Here is a 15,014-nt window from a genome sequence, read left to right as displayed (position 1 = left end):
CTGAACGAGAGGAGCTAAACAATGGCTGCAAAACCGTTTTTCCGCCGTCGCAAAGTCTGCCCCTTCTCGGGCGACAACGCACCCAAAATCGACTACAAGGACACCCGTCTCCTGCAGCGCTACATCTCTGAGCGCGGCAAGATCGTTCCGTCCCGCATCACCGCAGTGTCGGCAAAGAAGCAGCGTGAACTGGCCCGTGCCATCAAGCGCGCCCGCTTCCTCGCCCTGCTGCCCTACGCCGTGAAATAAGGAGAGAGACCCATGCAAGTCATTCTTCTGGAACGCGTGGCCAAGCTCGGCCAAATGGGCGATGTCGTTGACGTGAAGCCCGGCTTCGCGCGCAACTACCTGCTTCTGCAGGGCAAGGCACTGACCGCGTCGAAAGAGAACATCGCGCAGTTCGAAGAGCAGAAAGCTCAGCTCGAAGCGCGTAACCTCGAGTCCAAAAAAGAAGCCGAAGCGCTCGGCGAAAAGCTCGGCGGCCAGCAGTTCGTCGTGATTCGTCAGGCGTCCGATGGCGGCAACCTCTACGGTTCGGTCACCACCCGTGACGCCGCAGACGTCGCCACCGAGGAAGGTTTCTCGGTCGACCGCAAGCAGGTCATCATCCGTCAGCCGATCAAAGAGCTCGGCCTGCACGAGGTGGAAGTCCACCTGCACCCCGAGGTGATGGTCACCATCAACCTCAACGTCGCACGTTCGCCCGAAGAGGCCGAACTGCAGGCGTCGGGCAAGTCGATCCAGGAACTCGCGGCTGAAGAAGAAGCACAGGCCGAGTTCGAAATCTCGGAACTGTTCGACGACATCGGCGGCGCCGCATCGGACGACGACGACGCTCCGGCAGCTGCCGAAGCCGAAGAGACCGAAGACAACGCCTGATCCTTTCGGATCACCGCGAAATGTCGAGACCGCGCCGGAGCTTTCCGGCGCGGTTTTTCTTTGTGCGCTGACCTGATTGCTCAGCCCATGCTGGTCCGGTCCCGGCGCATCTGCGCGCGCCGCTGGTCGTCGCGCCAGCTGATCAGCGCCGCAACGCTCCACGCCGCGCAATACCCCGCCCCGGCCGCCAGAACCAAGCCGCCGTGAATGGGCCCCACCCCCGCCCGCTCGATCAGCTGCACCGGCGCGGTCAGCGGCTCGGGGTGAACCAGCAGCTTGCCGATGTAGGCGACGCTCTGGATCAGCAGGATCCACACGTAGTTGCGCCGGATGCGCCGCCCGATCGCCACCCAGAGCGAGACGTGGTAGCGCGGCTTCCAGTAATCCTCGGCCAGCGTCTGCTGCCAGCCCTCCTCCATATGCAGATCGCCGTCGTGCAGCATGGGAGCAAAGAAATGCGTCTCCATCCAGCGGCAGCGCGCGCGCCAGACGTTGAAGTAGCGATAGCGCCGCGCCTCCTGCATCAGGAAGAACAGGATCAGGATGCCGACAAGGATCAGCGGCAGCGGCGAGGCGGCGGGCGAGCTGTAAGAGATCGACAGCGCGATCCCCAGCGTCACCACTGCCCAATTGGTGGTGGTGTCGAGCCGGGTGCGCCAGATGGTCGAGCGGTAGACCTCGCCGCGATAGAGATGCGACAGCGCGGTGATCTCCGAGCTGTCGAGCATCTTGCGCGGCTTCTGCGCGGCACGGGGCTCGGGTCCGTCCATGATCTCCTCCGGGGTCGCCTCCGGGCACCCAAGATCACATGCAGACCCCGGCTGCGGCAAGGAAATTCGCCGCCGCAGTGCCGCAAACGCAAAAGGGCCGCCCCTGCGGGCGGCCCTCAATCCTGCGCCAATGGCGCTGGAAATTACTCTTCGTCGAGCTCTTCGACGGCCTTCTGGAGGTCTTCTTTCGAGACTTCCTTTTCGCTCACATTCGCGCCTTCGGCGATGTGATCGATGACCTTGTCTTCAAAGATCGGCGCGCGCAGCTGCTGCTGCATCTGAGCGTTCTGACGCACGAAGTCGAAGAACGCGCGCTCCTGACCCGGGTACTGACGCGCCTGCATCATGATCGCCTGGGTCATCTCCTGATCGGTCACCTCGATCTCGGCTTTCTGGCCGATCTCGGCGAGCAGCAGGCCAAGGCGCACGCGGCGCTCTGCAAGCTTGTTGTGCTCGTCAGTGGGCTCGATCTCGCCGTGGTCGTGGCCGTGATCGTCCGGGTGCTCTTCGTGGTAGAGCTGGTGCGCGATCTGCTTGGCTTCGGCTTCAACGAGGCTCGGCGGCAGTTCGAAGGAGACCTGCTCGTCCAGCGCGTCGAGCATGGCGCGCTTCATCACCTGACGCGATGCGCCGGCGTATTCGGCTTCCAGACGCTCACGGATCTGGCCTTTCAGCGACTCGAGGTCCTCGGCACCGAATTTCTTCGCCAGTTCGTCGTCGATCTCGGCGGCAACGGGCTCTTTCACGGCCTTGACGGTCACGTCAAAGACAGCGGCTTTGCCTGCGAGGTTCTCTGCGCCGTACTCTTCGGGGAAGGTGACCTCAACGGCCTTCTCTTCCTCGACCTTCACGCCAACCAGCTGATCTTCGAAGCCGGGGATGAAGGAGTTGGAGCCGAGCACCAGCGGGTAGTCTTCCGCCGAGCCGCCTTCGAAGGCTTCACCGTCGACCTTGCCGACGAAGTCGATGACGACCTGATCGCCGTCTTTCGCCTTGGAGCCCTTGCGGCGGTCCTTGAAGTCCTGCGCGTTCTCGGCCAGCTGTGCCAGCGCCTCGTCGACGGCGGCGTCATCGGCCTTCACCACGAGCTTCTCGAGGGTGATTTTCGACGCGTCCACTTCCGGAACTTCCGGCAGCTTCTCGTAGCTCATCTCGACCGCGACGTCGTCGCCTTCTTTCCAGTCCTCGTTGGTCATCTTGACCTGCGGCTGGAGCGCCGGACGGTCGCCCGACTTCTCGAAGTGCTCGTTCATCGCACCGTCGATGGCTTCCTGCATGCTCTCGCCCAGCAGACGCTGGCCGAACTGCTTCTTGAGCAGCGGCATCGGGACCTTGCCCTTGCGGAAGCCCTTCATCTCAATCTCAGGCTGCGCCTCGGCGAGCTTCTCGTTCACCTTCGCGTCCAGCTCTTCGGCGGTGAGGATGAGCTCGTACGCGCGCTTCAGACCTTCGTTCAGCGTCTCGTTGACCTGCATGCCAATTCCCTTGTGGTCGTGATGCGAGGGCACGGAATCCGGCCCACCGCGAAATTCGAATTTGCGGTCTTCTATGCGTCCCCGAAGGCCCTTGCAAGGCGGAAACGCGCCTCTATGGCGGGCTCTGGCGGCTTTGCGGGCACAATCCGCCGATTTGCCGCGGCTGCGAGGGGCGCGCGGCGCGGCGCCCTGCCCCAGTGCCGCGCTGCGGCGCCGTCTCGCCATGCGTATTTGACAAAGAGAAGAAGACCCGCCTTGCCGCCCCGGTCGCTTCTTCTCTTCTTAAATACGCACTCCGACCTCGCCGCCCGAGGCGCGCCGGAACTGGGGCGCACCGGCCAAGCAAAAGGGCCCCGCCATCGCTGGCGGGGCCCCTGTCTTTTCGTCGTTCAGGCTCAGCTGATCTTGTTCAGCAGCTCGCCAATCGACTGTTTCGCGTCACCGTAGTACATCCGCGTGTTGTCCTTGTAGAACAGCGGGTTCTCGATGCCCGAGTAGCCGGTGCCCTGACCGCGCTTGGAGACAAAGACCTGCTTGGCCTTCCACACTTCCAGCACCGGCATGCCGGCGATGGGCGAGTTGGGGTCTTCCTGCGCGGCGGGGTTCACGATGTCATTCGAGCCGATGACGATGACCACGTCGGTCTCGGGGAAGTCCTCGTTGATCTCGTCCATTTCCAGAACGATATCGTAAGGCACTTTCGCCTCGGCCAGCAGCACGTTCATGTGGCCCGGCAGACGGCCCGCCACGGGGTGGATGGCGAAACGCACCTCCTTGCCCTTGGCGCGCAGCTTGCGGGTGAGTTCCGCGACGTTCTGCTGCGCCTGCGCCACGGCCATGCCGTAGCCCGGCACGATGATGACGCTGTCGGCTTCTTCGAGCGCCGAGGCCACGCCATCGACGTCGATCGCCACCTGCTCGCCTTCGACTTCCATCGCCGGACCGGAGGTGCCGCCGAAGCCGCCGAGGATCACCGAAACGAACGAGCGGTTCATCGCCTTACACATGATGTAGCTCAGGATCGCACCCGAGGAGCCCACCAGCGCACCGACGACGATCAGCAGATCGTTGCTGAGCGAGAAGCCGATGGCCGCCGCGGCCCAGCCCGAGTAGCTGTTCAGCATCGAGACCACCACGGGCATGTCGGCGCCGCCGATGCCCATGATCAGGTGGTAGCCGATGAAGAGCGCGCAGAGCGTCATGATCAGCACCGGGAAGAGCCCGCCGGTGTTCATGTACCAGATCAGGCAGATCACCGAGAGCGCCGCCGCGGAGGCGTTCAGGATGTGCCCGCCCGGCAGTTTCTCGGCCTTCGAGGTCACCTTGCCCGCCAGCTTGCCATAAGCGATCACCGAGCCGGTGAAAGTCACCGCACCGATGAAGATGCCCAGGAACAGCTCGACCTGAAGGATGCTCAGCTCGACCGGCGTCTTATGGGCCACCAGTTCGGCGAAAGTCCCGTGCACTGCCTCACCAGCGGCATGGGCCTTTTCGACCGTGCGCATGGTGAGATGCGCGTTGAAGCCGACGAAGACCGCCGCGAGGCCCACCAGCGAGTGCATCGCTGCGACCAGCTGCGGCATCTCGGTCATCTCGACCTTCTTGGCCACATACATGCCGATGATGCCGCCCGCCGCGATCAAGATGACCGACAGCAGCCACAGGCCCGAGCCCGGGCCGATCAGCGTAGCAAAGACCGCAAGGCCCATGCCGACGATGCCGTACCATACGGCACGCTTGGCGCTTTCCTGCCCCGAGAGGCCACCCAGCGACAGGATGAACAGAACGGCCGCGACCACATAGGCCGCCGTCGTGAATCCGAATTCCATAGTCCCCACCTCTCCTTACGATTTCTGGAACATGGCGAGCATGCGCCGTGTCACGAGGAAGCCGCCGAAGATGTTGATCCCGGCCATGAAGACCGAAAGCGCGGCAAGGATGATCACCAGCCAGTTGCCCGAGCCGATTTGCATCAGCGCGCCAAGGATGATGATCGAGGAGATGGCGTTGGTGACGGCCATCAGCGGGGTGTGCAGGGAATGCGAGACGTTCCAGATCACCTGGAAGCCGACGAAGACCGACAGCACGAAGACGATGAAGTGCTGCATGAAGCTGGCGGGCGCCACAAGGCCCACACCGAGCAGCAGCACGGCACCGACGGTGAGCAGGGTCACCTGCTGTTTCGTCTGCGCCTTGAAGGCGGCCACTTCCTGCGCGCGCTTCTCTTCCGGCGTCAGTTCGGGCGCCTTTTCCTTCGGCTTCTGCGCCGCGATCGCCTTGGTCTTCGGCGGCGGCGGCGGGAAGGTGACCTCTTTGGCGTGCGCGATGGTCGCGCCGCGGATCACGTCGTCGTCCATGTTGTGGTTGACCGTGCCGTCCTTCTCGGGCGTCAGGTCGGCCATCATGTGCCGGATGTTGGTGGCGTAGAGCGTCGAGCTCTGCGTCGCCATGCGGCTCGGGAAGTCGGTGTAGCCGATGATGGTCACGCCGTTGTCGGTGACGATCTTTTCGTCCATCACCGTCAGCTTGCAGTTGCCGCCGCGCTCTGCCGCCAGATCGACGATCACCGAGCCGGGCTTCATCGCCTGCACCATGTCCTCGGTCCACAGCTCGGGGGCTTCCCGGTTGGGGATGAGGGCGGTGGTGATGACGATGTCCATCTCGGGCGCAAGTTCACGGAACTTGGCAAGCTGGGCTTCGCGGAACTCGGGGCTGGAGACCGAGGCATAGCCGCCCGAGGAGGCGCCGTCGGCCTGCTCTTCCTCGAAATCGAGGTAGACGAACTCTGCGCCCATGCTCTCGACCTGCTCGGCCACTTCCGGGCGCACGTCAAAGGCATAGGTGATGGCGCCCAGCGAGGTCGAGGTGCCGATGGCCGCAAGGCCGGCCACACCGGCGCCGACGATCAGCACCTTGGCGGGCGGCACCTTGCCGGCGGCGGTCACCTGACCGGTGAAGAAGCGGCCGAAGTTGTTGCCCGCCTCGATCACCGCGCGGTAGCCGGCGATGTTGGCCATGGACGACAGCGCGTCCATCTTCTGCGCGCGGCTGATGCGCGGCACCATGTCCATCGCGATCACGCTGGCACCGAGATCGGCGGCCTGCTTCATCAGTGCCTCGTTCGAGGCCGGGTAGAAGAAGGAGATCAGCAGCTTCTCCGGCGTCAGCCGGGCCGCTTCCTCTTCACTCGGCGGGCGCACCTTGGCGATAACGTCGGCGCCGCTCCACAGCGCGTCGGCATCTGCCACCACGGTCACGCCAGCGGCCTCATAGGCCGCGTCGGCAAAGCCTGCCTTCGCGCCGGCGCCTGACTGTATCAGGCAATCGTAACCCAGCTTCTGCAGTTGCAGCGCCGAGTCCGGGGTCATGGCGACACGCGCCTCACCCTCGAAAATCTCTGTCGGCGTTCCGATCTTCACGTAGTTGGTCCCCCTTTTAGGCCGTTCCGAAGGCCCTTGGTTCTAGATTTGTCGTCCTCCGGTTGACGTATGGTCTACCTTTGCGGCGCCATGCTCACAACCGGGTCGAACGTGTTAACCACATAGTGCGGCGAATTCAAAGCCACCGGCGGGTTTGTTGCTCATATTTCCGAAACTCGGCAACAAACTTGCGACGCAGCCGCGCCTCCTCCGGCACGATGAAGCGTTTTTCCAGCACCCAGACGAAGACCGGCAACAGCACCAGAGACGGCACCGCATCCCAATAAAGAATGAGCCCGGTCAGAATCATCGCATCTCCCAGATAGATCGGGTTGCGGGAAAAGCGAAAAATCCCCGAGGTCACCAGCCGGTCCGCCTCGGCATGCGGCATGAAGGTGGTGCGCTGGCGCCGCATCTCGGTCAGCGCCACGGCGGCGATCAGCACACCGCCGCCCACCAGCAGCCCGCCCAAGAGATCGGCCCAGACCGGCCCAAAGCTCAGCCCCATGGGGAAATGTCGCGCCTGCGTCCAGGCCAAAGCCAGAAACGCCAGCAGCCAGACCGGCGGCAGATCAATGGTGCGCGGCATGGCAAAACTCCTTCATCTTTCCCAAAATACTCCGGGGTGAGGCGCGCAGCGCCGAGGGGCAGCGCCCCTTTCAACCACTCCTACCGCAAGGGTTTCCGCCTTGACCCTGCGCGATATGCCGCAGCCCCGTCTTGCCTCTGGCGGATTTCCCGGCCAGTTTCTCTGCGAACAACCGGAGGATGCCATGCTCAGCGGAACCCACGCCCTGGTGACAGGCGGCGGCACGGGCATCGGGCTTGCCATCGCGCAGGCGCTGGCCACTGCCGGGGCCGAGGTGACCATCGCCGGGCGCCGCGCCGAGGTTCTGCAGGCCGCCGCCGGGCCTCGCCTGCATCCGCTGGTCATGGATGTCTCGGAGGAGGCTTCGGTGCAGCAGGGCATCGCCGAGGCCACCGCCGCGCGCGGGCCCTTCGGCATCTGTGTCGCCAATGCGGGCCTCGCCGAGCCGTCGGAGCTTGCCAGCACCAGCCTCGAGACATGGCGGCGCACTATGGCCACCAATCTCGACGGTGCCTTTCTGACCATCCGCGAGGTGCTTCCTGCCATGCTCGAGGCGGGCTGGGGCCGCGTCATCGCGATCTCTTCGGTCGCGGGCCTGCGCGGCATGCGCCGCGCCGTGCCCTATGTGGCCTCGAAACACGGGCTGGTCGGGCTGATCCGCGCGTTGGCCGCCGATCACGCGGGCCTGCCGGTGACCTTCAACGCGCTCTGCCCCGGCTATGTCGAGACCGAGATCGCTCCGCGCAACATTGAACGCGTCATGGCCCGCGAAGGGCTGACGCAGGGCGAGGCTACGGCGCTCGTTCACTCCGCAAATCCCCATAATCGCCTGATCGCCCCGGACGAGATCGCAAGCGCCGTGCTCTGGCTCTGCGGTCCCGGCTCGGGCAGCGTGAACGGTCAGGCCATCGAAATATCAGGAGGCCAGTTTTGACCACATCCCCCGACGCGCTCTTTGCCTGGACGAAAGAGCAGTTCCACCTGCCGCTCGGGCTCATCTATCTCGACGGCAATTCGCTGGGTCCACTGCCCAAGGCCACGCCCGAGCGCGTGCAGAGGATGATGACCGACGAATGGGGCGAGCATCTGATCACCGGCTGGAACGCCTGCGGCTGGATGGGCATGCCCAGCGAGCTTGGCGACCGCGTCGGCCGCCTCATCGGTGCCGAGCGCGGCCACACGGTGATTGGCGACACGCTGTCGATCAAGGTCTTTCAGGCGCTGGCGGCGGCGGTCTCGATGAACCCGGGCCGCAAGGTGATCCTGTCGGACACCGGCAATTTCCCCTCTGATCTCTATATGGCCGAGGGGCTGATCGAGCTTCTGGGCGACGAATATGAGCTCCGCCTCGCCGAGCCGCACCGACTGGCCGAAGAGATCACCGAAGAGATTGCCGTGCTTTTGGTGACCGAGGTCGATTATCGCACCGGGCGACGCCACGATGTGGCGGCGCTCACCGAGCGGGCGCATGAGATGGGCGCGCTGGCGATCTGGGATCTGGCGCATTCGGCGGGCGCGCTGCCGGTGGATGTGGCGGGCGGCGGGGCCGATTTCGCCGTCGGTTGTACCTATAAATACCTCAACGCCGGTCCCGGCGCCCCGGCCTTCATCTATGTCGCGCCGCGCCATGCGGACCATGCTGAACCCGCGCTGTCGGGCTGGCTCGGCCATGACACGCCCTTCGCCTTCGAGCGCAGCTATCGCCCCGCCTCGGGGATCGAGCGGATGCGCGTCGGCACGCCGCCGGTGCTGCAGATGGCGGCGCTCGACGCGGCGCTGGACGTCTGGGACCGGATCGACATGAAGGCGCTGCGCCGACGCTCGCTGGAACTCACCGGCCTGATGATCGAAGAGGTCGAGACCCATTGCCCGGGCCTGAAGCTTGCCACCCCGCGCGAGAACGACAAGCGCGGCAGTCAGGTCAGCTTCCGCTTCGAGCATGGCTATGCGGCAATGCAGGCGCTGATCGATCAGGGGGTGATCGGTGATTTCCGCGCGCCCGACATCATGCGCTTTGGCATCACGCCGCTTTACATCGGCGAGGATGAGATCCGTGAGGCGGTGGAAATTCTTGCGCGCATCCTGCGCGGCGCGATCTGGGATCAGCCCAAATACCAGCGCCGCAAGCGTGTCACCTGATCAGGCCGAGACGACCCGGGGGGCATGCTGCCCCTCGGCCCCGCCAGCCCAGGCCCGCACCGCATCGCCGAAAGCCTCGAACAGCGGCCGCGAGACCGGATCGTTCGCCGCATCCCACTCGGGGTGCCATTGCACCGCCATGGTGAAGCCCGGCGCGCCTTTGACGTACAGCGCCTCGGGCGTGCCATCGGGCGCGTAGCCCTCGATCTCGATGCGCGCGCCAGCGGTCTTTACCCCCTGCCCGTGCAGCGTGTTGGTCATCACCTCCGGCGCTCCGAACAGCTTGTGGAAGCGCCCGCCGGGGGTCAGCGTCACCTTGTGGCGCAGCGCGAAACGCTCCTCGAGCGTGCCGTCGGGCGGCATCCGGTGGTTCATCCGCCCCGGCAGATCGCGGATCTCGGGATAGAGCGTGCCGCCCATGGCGACGTTCACTTCCTGAAAGCCGCGGCAGATGCCAAGGAACGGCTGGCCGCGCTCGACGCAGGCGCGCACCAGCGGCAGCACGATGGCGTCACGGGCGCGGTCAAAGGCGCCATGCGCCTCGGTCGCCTCTTCGCCGTATTCCTCGGGGTGCACGTTGGGGCGCCCGCCGGTGAGCAGGAAGCCGTCGCAGGTCTCCATCAACTCCTCGACCGAGACAAAGCGCGGATCGGCGGCGATGAGCAGAGGCAGGCAGCCCGAGACACAGGAAACCGCCTCGGTGTTCATGACCCCCCCGGCATGCGCCGGGTAGGTCTCGTTGAGCATATGCTGGTTGCCGATGATGCCGACGGTGGGACGGGTCATTTGCATGCCTCTCCTTGCCTGTTCGTTCAAAACATAAGGCACGGAGAGGCGCTGTAAAAGGCCGCTCAGATCACCGCGGTGAGGCCGACCGCCTCGATGCCCGCTTTTGCAGCAGCCGCATCATTGTCCGAACTGTCGCCGGTGACCCCCACCGCGCCCAGCGTCCGGCCCTTGGAATCCTTGACCAAAACGCCGCCCGGCACGGGGATCAGCTTGCCGCCGAACGCGCCGTTTGCGGCGGCGATGAAATAGGCCTGCGACTCTGCGCGCGCCATTTGTGCAGATCCGGGCATGCCCAGCATAACTGCGCCATAGGCCTTGCCAAAGGCGATCTCGAACCGGCCCGGCGCCGCGCCATCCTGACGCTCGAACGCCTGCACATGGCCGCCCTCGTCCAGCACCACCACCGAAAGCGGCGCCATGCCCGCGTCCTTGCCTGCTTCCAGCGCCTTGCGGATGATGGTCCGCGCGCGGCTCAGCGAAATCCCTGCCATGTCGTAAGTCCTTCTTTTGGTTTTGGCGTGCCCTGCGGCGCGCCCCTTTTCGTCTCGACGAAAATATCTTCTGGGGACACGAGGGGGCCGACAGCCCCCTCGCTCCGGCGCACCTGACGTGCGCCTGCCCCGAACAGGCGGCCTCAGCCCGCCTTCAGTTCCAGACGGCGCTTGTGCAGCACCGGCTCGGTGTAGCCCGAGGGCTGCACCCGGCCTTCGAAGACCAGATCGCAGGCGGCCTTATAGGCCACGGTGTCAAAGCCCGGCGCCATGGGAATATAAGCGGCATCCCCGGCGTTCTGACGGTCCACCACGGCGGCCATCTTCTCCATCACCCCGCGCACCTCTTCGGCCGAGACCACACCATGGTGCAGCCAGTTCGCCAGATGCTGCGAGGAGATGCGGCAGGTGGCGCGGTCTTCCATCAGGCCGACGTCGTGGATGTCCGGCACCTTCGAGCAGCCGACACCCTGATCGACCCAGCGCACTACGTAACCAAGGATGCCCTGCGCGTTGTTCTCGATCTCCTCGCGGATTTCCTCTTCGGACCAATTGGCGCCAGCGGCGACCGGGATGGTCAGCAGGTCTTCGAGCGTGCCGCGCGGGCCGCCTTTGGCGATCTCGGCCTGCCGCGCCAGCACATCCACCATGTGGTAATGCAGCGCGTGCAGCGTGGCGGCGGTGGGCGACGGCACCCATGCGCAGTTCGCGCCCGCCTTGGGATGACCGATCTTCGCCTCCAGCATGGCCTCCATCAGGTCGGGCATGGCCCACATGCCCTTGCCGATCTGCGCCTTGCCGCGCAGCCCGCAGGCCAGACCGATGTCGACGTTGCGGTCTTCATAAGAGGCGATCCACGGCGTGTTCTTGATCTCGCCCTTGCGCAGCATCGGGCCCGCTTCCATCGCCGTGTGCATCTCGTCGCCGGTGCGGTCGAGGAAGCCGGTGTTGATGAAGGCAACGCGGTTCTTGGCGGCGCGGATGCACTCCTTGAGGTTCACCGACGTGCGGCGCTCCTCATCCATGATGCCCAGCTTCACGGTGTATTGCGGCAGGCCAAGCGCCTCTTCGACAAAGCTGAAGATCTCATTGGCGAAAGCCACTTCTTCCGGCCCGTGCATCTTCGGCTTCACCACATAGACCGAGCCTTGGGTGGAGTTGCGCGGGCCGCTCACCTTCGCCAGATCGTGCTTGGCGATGAGCGTGGTGATCATCGCGTCCATCAGCCCCTCGAAGATCTCCGAGCCGTCTTTCAGCAAGATCGCCGGGTTGGTCATCAGGTGGCCGACATTGCGCACCAGCATCAGCGCGCGGCCCTTCAGCACCAACTCGCCGCCGTCCGGCGCGGTATAGCTGCGATCGCCGCTCAGCGTGCGGGTGACCTGCTTGCCGCCCTTTTCAAAGGTGTCCGACAGATCGCCCTTCATCAGGCCGAGCCAGTTGGTGTAGGCCAGCGTCTTCTCTTCGCCGTCGACGCAGGCCACCGAGTCCTCGCAGTCCATGATCGCCGAGATCGCCGATTCCATCAGCACATCGGCCAGCCCCGAAGCATCGTCCTTGCCGATGAAATGGCTGCGGTCGATGACCAGTTCCACATGCAGCGCGTTGTTGACCAGCAGCACCGCCTCCGGCGCGGACGCACCGCCACGGTAGCCCGCAAACTGCTCCGGCTTGGCCAGCGGCTTGCCGCCCACCAGCAGCGCGCCGCCTTCGATGGTGTAGCCCGCCGCCTCGGCGTGGCTGCCGCCCGCCACCGGGAAGTTCTCGTCGAGGAAGGCCTTGGCCTTGGCGACCACCTCTTTGCCGCGCGCCGCGTCAAAGCCGCCCTTCGCCGGGGTCGAGCCCATGGCGTCGGTGCCGTAGAACGCATCATAGAGCGAGCCCCAGCGTGCATTGGCCGCGTTCAGCGCGTAGCGCGCGTTGGTGATCGGCACCACCAGCTGCGGGCCGGGCACCGAGGCGAACTCGGGGTCGGTGTTCTCGGTCTCGATCTGGAAATCCGGGCCCTCGGGCAGCAGATAGCCGATCTCTTCGAGGAAGGCCTTGTAGGAGGCCATCTCGGGCTGACCCGGATTGGCCTTGTGCCATGCGTCGATCTTTTCCTGCAGCGCGTCACGCTTGGCCAGCAGCGCCGCATTGCGCGGGCCGAACTCATGCGCCAGATCCGACAGGGCCGCCCAGAACGCATCGGCCTCGACACCGCTGCCCGGCAGGGCCTGCTCTTCGACGAAATTGCACAGAACGGGGTCGATCTGCAGACCGTGGCGTTGAATACGCGCGCTCATGGGGAGCCTCCTTCGGAATCGTGGTTGCGACACGTTTAGGAAACAAGTTTCCGATAGGCAACACGCGTGGTCATATAAGCTAACCAAAATGGGCCTTCCCCCATAGGCTTTGCCAATACTCCCGCGCCGGGGCCCCGCCCCGCGCCCTCCGCAATATGCCTTTCATTGTTCCACAAATACGCAGCCCTGCCACCCGCGCGCCGCCCCGGCCCTGTCGTGACACCGCCGCCAGCGGCAGATTGCGTATTTTCAGAACAATGAAGGGCGCCCGCCGCAGCGCACGCCCCCATTTCATCTTTCCACAAATACTCAGTCCCGCCGGATCAGGCGGCGCGCTCCTCGGCCTGCTGCAGCGCCCAAAGCTGCGCGTAGCGCCCGGCGCGGGCCAGCAGCGCCTCATGGGTGCCTTCCTCGACCACCTCGCCCTTTTCCAGCACCACGATGCGGTCGGCGTCGGCGATGGTCGACAGCCGGTGGGCGATGGTCAGCACCGTGCGCCCCTCACCGGCGCGGCGCAGCGCGGTCTGGATCGAGGCCTCGGTTTCGGTGTCGAGCGCCGACGTCGCCTCGTCGAGCAGCAGGATCGGCGGGTTCTTCAGCAGGGTGCGGGCGATGCCGACGCGCTGCTTCTCGCCGCCCGACAGCTTCAGGCCGCGCTCGCCGACCATCGTGTCATAGCCCTCGGGGAGCGAGGTGATGAACTCGTGGATCTGCGCCGATTTCGCCGCCGCGATCACCTCCGCCTCGCTGGCACCGCCGCGACCGTAGGCGATATTGTAGCGGATGGTGTCGTTGAACAGCACCGTGTCCTGCGGCACCACGCCGATGGCACCATGCAGGCTGTCTTGGGTCACGTCGCGCAGATCCTGCCCGTCGATGCGGATCGCCCCACCCGAGACGTCGTAAAAGCGGAACAGCAGCCGCCCGATGGTCGATTTGCCCGATCCCGACGGCCCCACCAGCGCGACGCTTTCGCCCGCGCCCACGGTCAGCGAAATGCCCTTGAGGATCTCGCGCTCGGGGTCATAGCCAAAGCGCACGTGATCGAAGCTCACCTGCCCGCCTGAGACCGCCAGACCCGGTGCGCCGGGCTTGTCGGAGACCTCCGAGGGTTGATCCAGCAGGTCGAACATCTGCCCCATGTCGACGAGGCTCTGGCGGATCTCGCGGTAGACCGTGCCGAGGAAGTTCAGCGGCATGGTGATCTGGATCATATAGGCGTTGACCATGACAAAATCGCCGACGGTCAGATCACCGTTCTGCACGCCGATCGCCGCCATGACCATCACCGCCACCAGCCCGGTGTTGATGATCAGCGCCTGACCGAAGTTGAGCATGGCCAGCGAGGTCGCGGTCTTCACCGCAGCTTCCTCATAGCCCTGCATCGCCTGATCGTAGCGCGCGGCCTCGCGCGCCTCGGCGCCGAAGTATTTCACCGTCTCGAAGTTGAGCAGGCTGTCGATGGCCTTCTGGTTGGCATCGGTGTCCTGCGCGTTCATCTTGCGGCGCAGGCGCACGCGCCATTCGGTCACCGCAAAGGTGAACCAGACGTAGAGCGCGATGGTCACCGCCACCACCGCCAGATACCAGACGTCGAACAGCCAGAAGAGCACGATGCCGACGAGCAAAAGCTCGAGGATCAGTGGCCCGACCGAGAACAGCATGAAGCGCAGCAGAAACTCGACGCCCTTCACCCCGCGCTCGATGATCCGGCTCAGCCCGCCGGTCTTGCGGGTGATGTGATAGCGCAGCGAGAGCTTGTGGATGTGGGTGAAGGTCTCGAGCGCCAGCTTGCGCAGCGCGCGCTGGCCGACCTTGGCAAAGACCGCGTCCCGCGCCTGCTGGAACGCGGCGTTGAAGATACGCGCCATACCGTAGGCCAGCGTCAGCCCGACCGCGCCCAGAAGCAGCGTCGAGGCCTCGCCGCCCAGCTTGTCCACCGCCTGCTTGTAAAGCATCGGGGTGCCCACGGCGATCAGCTTGGCCGCGATCAGCATGAGCATCGCCAGCACCACGCGGCGTTTCACCCATGTCTGCCCCTCGGGCCAGAGATAGGGGGCGACGCGGCGGATGGTGCGCAGCCCCGAGCGACGCTCGGCGTCGGCGATGGTGGTTTGATGGGTCTCGGGAGGCATGGCTGGGCTCTCTTGGCTTGGCGGGTCCTGCCCTTATCGCGGC

At 65.1% G+C, this 15,014-nt stretch carries 13 protein-coding genes; 4 read left to right on the top strand and 9 right to left on the bottom strand.

Annotated elements, in window-relative coordinates; all coding sequences use genetic code 11:
- The first annotated feature begins 21 nt into the window (after positions 1 to 21).
- Positions 22 to 249 (top strand): 30S ribosomal protein S18, encoded by a 228-nt coding sequence (gene rpsR / locus G0A00_RS02090; RefSeq protein ID WP_005982441.1) that lies wholly within the window; start codon positions 22 to 24, stop codon positions 247 to 249.
- Between the two features lie 12 nt (positions 250 to 261).
- Positions 262 to 879 carry a 50S ribosomal protein L9 gene (rplI, locus tag G0A00_RS02085; RefSeq protein WP_164181663.1) on the top strand — a complete coding sequence of 206 codons (618 nt, stop codon included), beginning with the start codon at positions 262 to 264 and terminating at the stop codon, positions 877 to 879.
- 80 nt (positions 880 to 959) lie between these two features.
- Here rplI and G0A00_RS02080 read toward each other — a convergent pair whose 3' ends face one another.
- The 5 genes from G0A00_RS02080 to G0A00_RS02060 all read right to left on the bottom strand — a co-directional run bounded on the left by G0A00_RS02080 (position 960) and on the right by G0A00_RS02060 (position 7,132).
- Positions 960 to 1,649, bottom strand: a complete 690-nt coding sequence (locus G0A00_RS02080; protein WP_066100304.1) for a DUF2270 domain-containing protein — start codon at positions 1,647 to 1,649, stop codon at positions 960 to 962.
- Between the two features lie 143 nt (positions 1,650 to 1,792).
- On the bottom strand, positions 1,793 to 3,124 hold the full coding sequence (gene tig / locus G0A00_RS02075) for a trigger factor (RefSeq protein ID WP_164181661.1): 1,332 nt from the start codon (positions 3,122 to 3,124) through the stop codon (positions 1,793 to 1,795).
- A 395-nt stretch (positions 3,125 to 3,519) separates the two neighbouring features.
- Complete coding sequence (locus G0A00_RS02070) at positions 3,520 to 4,953, bottom strand: NAD(P)(+) transhydrogenase (Re/Si-specific) subunit beta (protein WP_164181659.1); 1,434 nt, start codon at positions 4,951 to 4,953, stop codon at positions 3,520 to 3,522.
- A 15-nt stretch (positions 4,954 to 4,968) separates the two neighbouring features.
- Entirely contained in the window at positions 4,969 to 6,543 is a 1,575-nt protein-coding gene (locus G0A00_RS02065; protein ID WP_164181657.1) for a Re/Si-specific NAD(P)(+) transhydrogenase subunit alpha, read from the bottom strand.
- A 136-nt stretch (positions 6,544 to 6,679) separates the two neighbouring features.
- Positions 6,680 to 7,132: an isoprenylcysteine carboxylmethyltransferase family protein gene (locus tag G0A00_RS02060; RefSeq protein ID WP_164181655.1), complete on the bottom strand. Its 453-nt coding sequence runs from the start codon at positions 7,130 to 7,132 to the stop codon at positions 6,680 to 6,682.
- A 184-nt stretch (positions 7,133 to 7,316) separates the two neighbouring features.
- Here G0A00_RS02060 and G0A00_RS02055 point away from each other — a divergent pair, with 184 nt between their 5' ends.
- Both G0A00_RS02055 and kynU read left to right on the top strand, forming a co-directional pair.
- Positions 7,317 to 8,066 (top strand): SDR family NAD(P)-dependent oxidoreductase, encoded by a 750-nt coding sequence (locus G0A00_RS02055; RefSeq protein ID WP_164181653.1) that lies wholly within the window; start codon positions 7,317 to 7,319, stop codon positions 8,064 to 8,066.
- Complete coding sequence (gene kynU / locus G0A00_RS02050; RefSeq protein ID WP_164181651.1) at positions 8,063 to 9,271, top strand: kynureninase; 1,209 nt, start codon at positions 8,063 to 8,065, stop codon at positions 9,269 to 9,271. The genes G0A00_RS02055 and kynU overlap by 4 nt, the downstream gene beginning before the upstream one ends.
- Here the strand turns inward: kynU and G0A00_RS02045 are convergent, their stop codons facing one another.
- The 4 genes from G0A00_RS02045 to G0A00_RS02030 form a co-directional block, all read right to left on the bottom strand.
- A complete protein-coding gene (locus G0A00_RS02045; RefSeq protein WP_164181649.1) occupies positions 9,272 to 10,057 on the bottom strand; it encodes a gamma-glutamyl-gamma-aminobutyrate hydrolase family protein in 786 nt (261 codons plus the stop codon).
- 65 nt (positions 10,058 to 10,122) lie between these two features.
- The gene (locus G0A00_RS02040) at positions 10,123 to 10,551 is read right to left on the bottom strand and encodes a heme-binding protein (protein ID WP_066100327.1); all 429 of its coding nucleotides are present in this window, start codon (positions 10,549 to 10,551) and stop codon (positions 10,123 to 10,125) included.
- A gap of 143 nt (positions 10,552 to 10,694) precedes the next feature.
- Positions 10,695 to 12,836 (bottom strand): malate synthase G, encoded by a 2,142-nt coding sequence (locus tag G0A00_RS02035; RefSeq protein ID WP_164181647.1) that lies wholly within the window; start codon positions 12,834 to 12,836, stop codon positions 10,695 to 10,697.
- 323 nt (positions 12,837 to 13,159) lie between these two features.
- Positions 13,160 to 14,971: an ABC transporter ATP-binding protein/permease gene (locus tag G0A00_RS02030; protein ID WP_164181645.1), complete on the bottom strand. Its 1,812-nt coding sequence runs from the start codon at positions 14,969 to 14,971 to the stop codon at positions 13,160 to 13,162.
- Positions 14,972 to 15,014: the final 43 nt, after the last annotated feature.

Origin of the sequence: Salipiger sp. PrR002 (genome assembly GCF_010500775.1) — a bacterium.
Taxonomy (GTDB): domain Bacteria; phylum Pseudomonadota; class Alphaproteobacteria; order Rhodobacterales; family Rhodobacteraceae; genus Salipiger.
Note: the sequence above shows the minus strand (reverse complement) of the source record. Positions and strands in the feature narration are given on the sequence as shown.

What these genes read in the sequence shown, in the direction of transcription:
- rpsR (WP_005982441.1), top strand. Translation starts at nt 22, where the DNA reads ATGGCTGCAAAACCGTTTTTCCGCCGTCGCAAAGTCTGCCCCTTCTCG.
- rplI (WP_164181663.1), top strand. Translation starts at nt 262, where the DNA reads ATGCAAGTCATTCTTCTGGAACGCGTGGCCAAGCTCGGCCAAATGGGC.
- G0A00_RS02080 (WP_066100304.1), bottom strand. Translation starts at nt 1,649, where the DNA reads ATGGACGGACCCGAGCCCCGTGCCGCGCAGAAGCCGCGCAAGATGCTC.
- tig (WP_164181661.1), bottom strand. Translation starts at nt 3,124, where the DNA reads ATGCAGGTCAACGAGACGCTGAACGAAGGTCTGAAGCGCGCGTACGAG.
- G0A00_RS02070 (WP_164181659.1), bottom strand. Translation starts at nt 4,953, where the DNA reads ATGGAATTCGGATTCACGACGGCGGCCTATGTGGTCGCGGCCGTTCTG.
- G0A00_RS02060 (WP_164181655.1), bottom strand. Translation starts at nt 7,132, where the DNA reads ATGCCGCGCACCATTGATCTGCCGCCGGTCTGGCTGCTGGCGTTTCTG.
- G0A00_RS02055 (WP_164181653.1), top strand. Translation starts at nt 7,317, where the DNA reads ATGCTCAGCGGAACCCACGCCCTGGTGACAGGCGGCGGCACGGGCATC.
- G0A00_RS02045 (WP_164181649.1), bottom strand. Translation starts at nt 10,057, where the DNA reads ATGACCCGTCCCACCGTCGGCATCATCGGCAACCAGCATATGCTCAAC.
- G0A00_RS02040 (WP_066100327.1), bottom strand. Translation starts at nt 10,551, where the DNA reads ATGGCAGGGATTTCGCTGAGCCGCGCGCGGACCATCATCCGCAAGGCG.
- G0A00_RS02035 (WP_164181647.1), bottom strand. Translation starts at nt 12,836, where the DNA reads ATGAGCGCGCGTATTCAACGCCACGGTCTGCAGATCGACCCCGTTCTG.
- G0A00_RS02030 (WP_164181645.1), bottom strand. Translation starts at nt 14,971, where the DNA reads ATGCCTCCCGAGACCCATCAAACCACCATCGCCGACGCCGAGCGTCGC.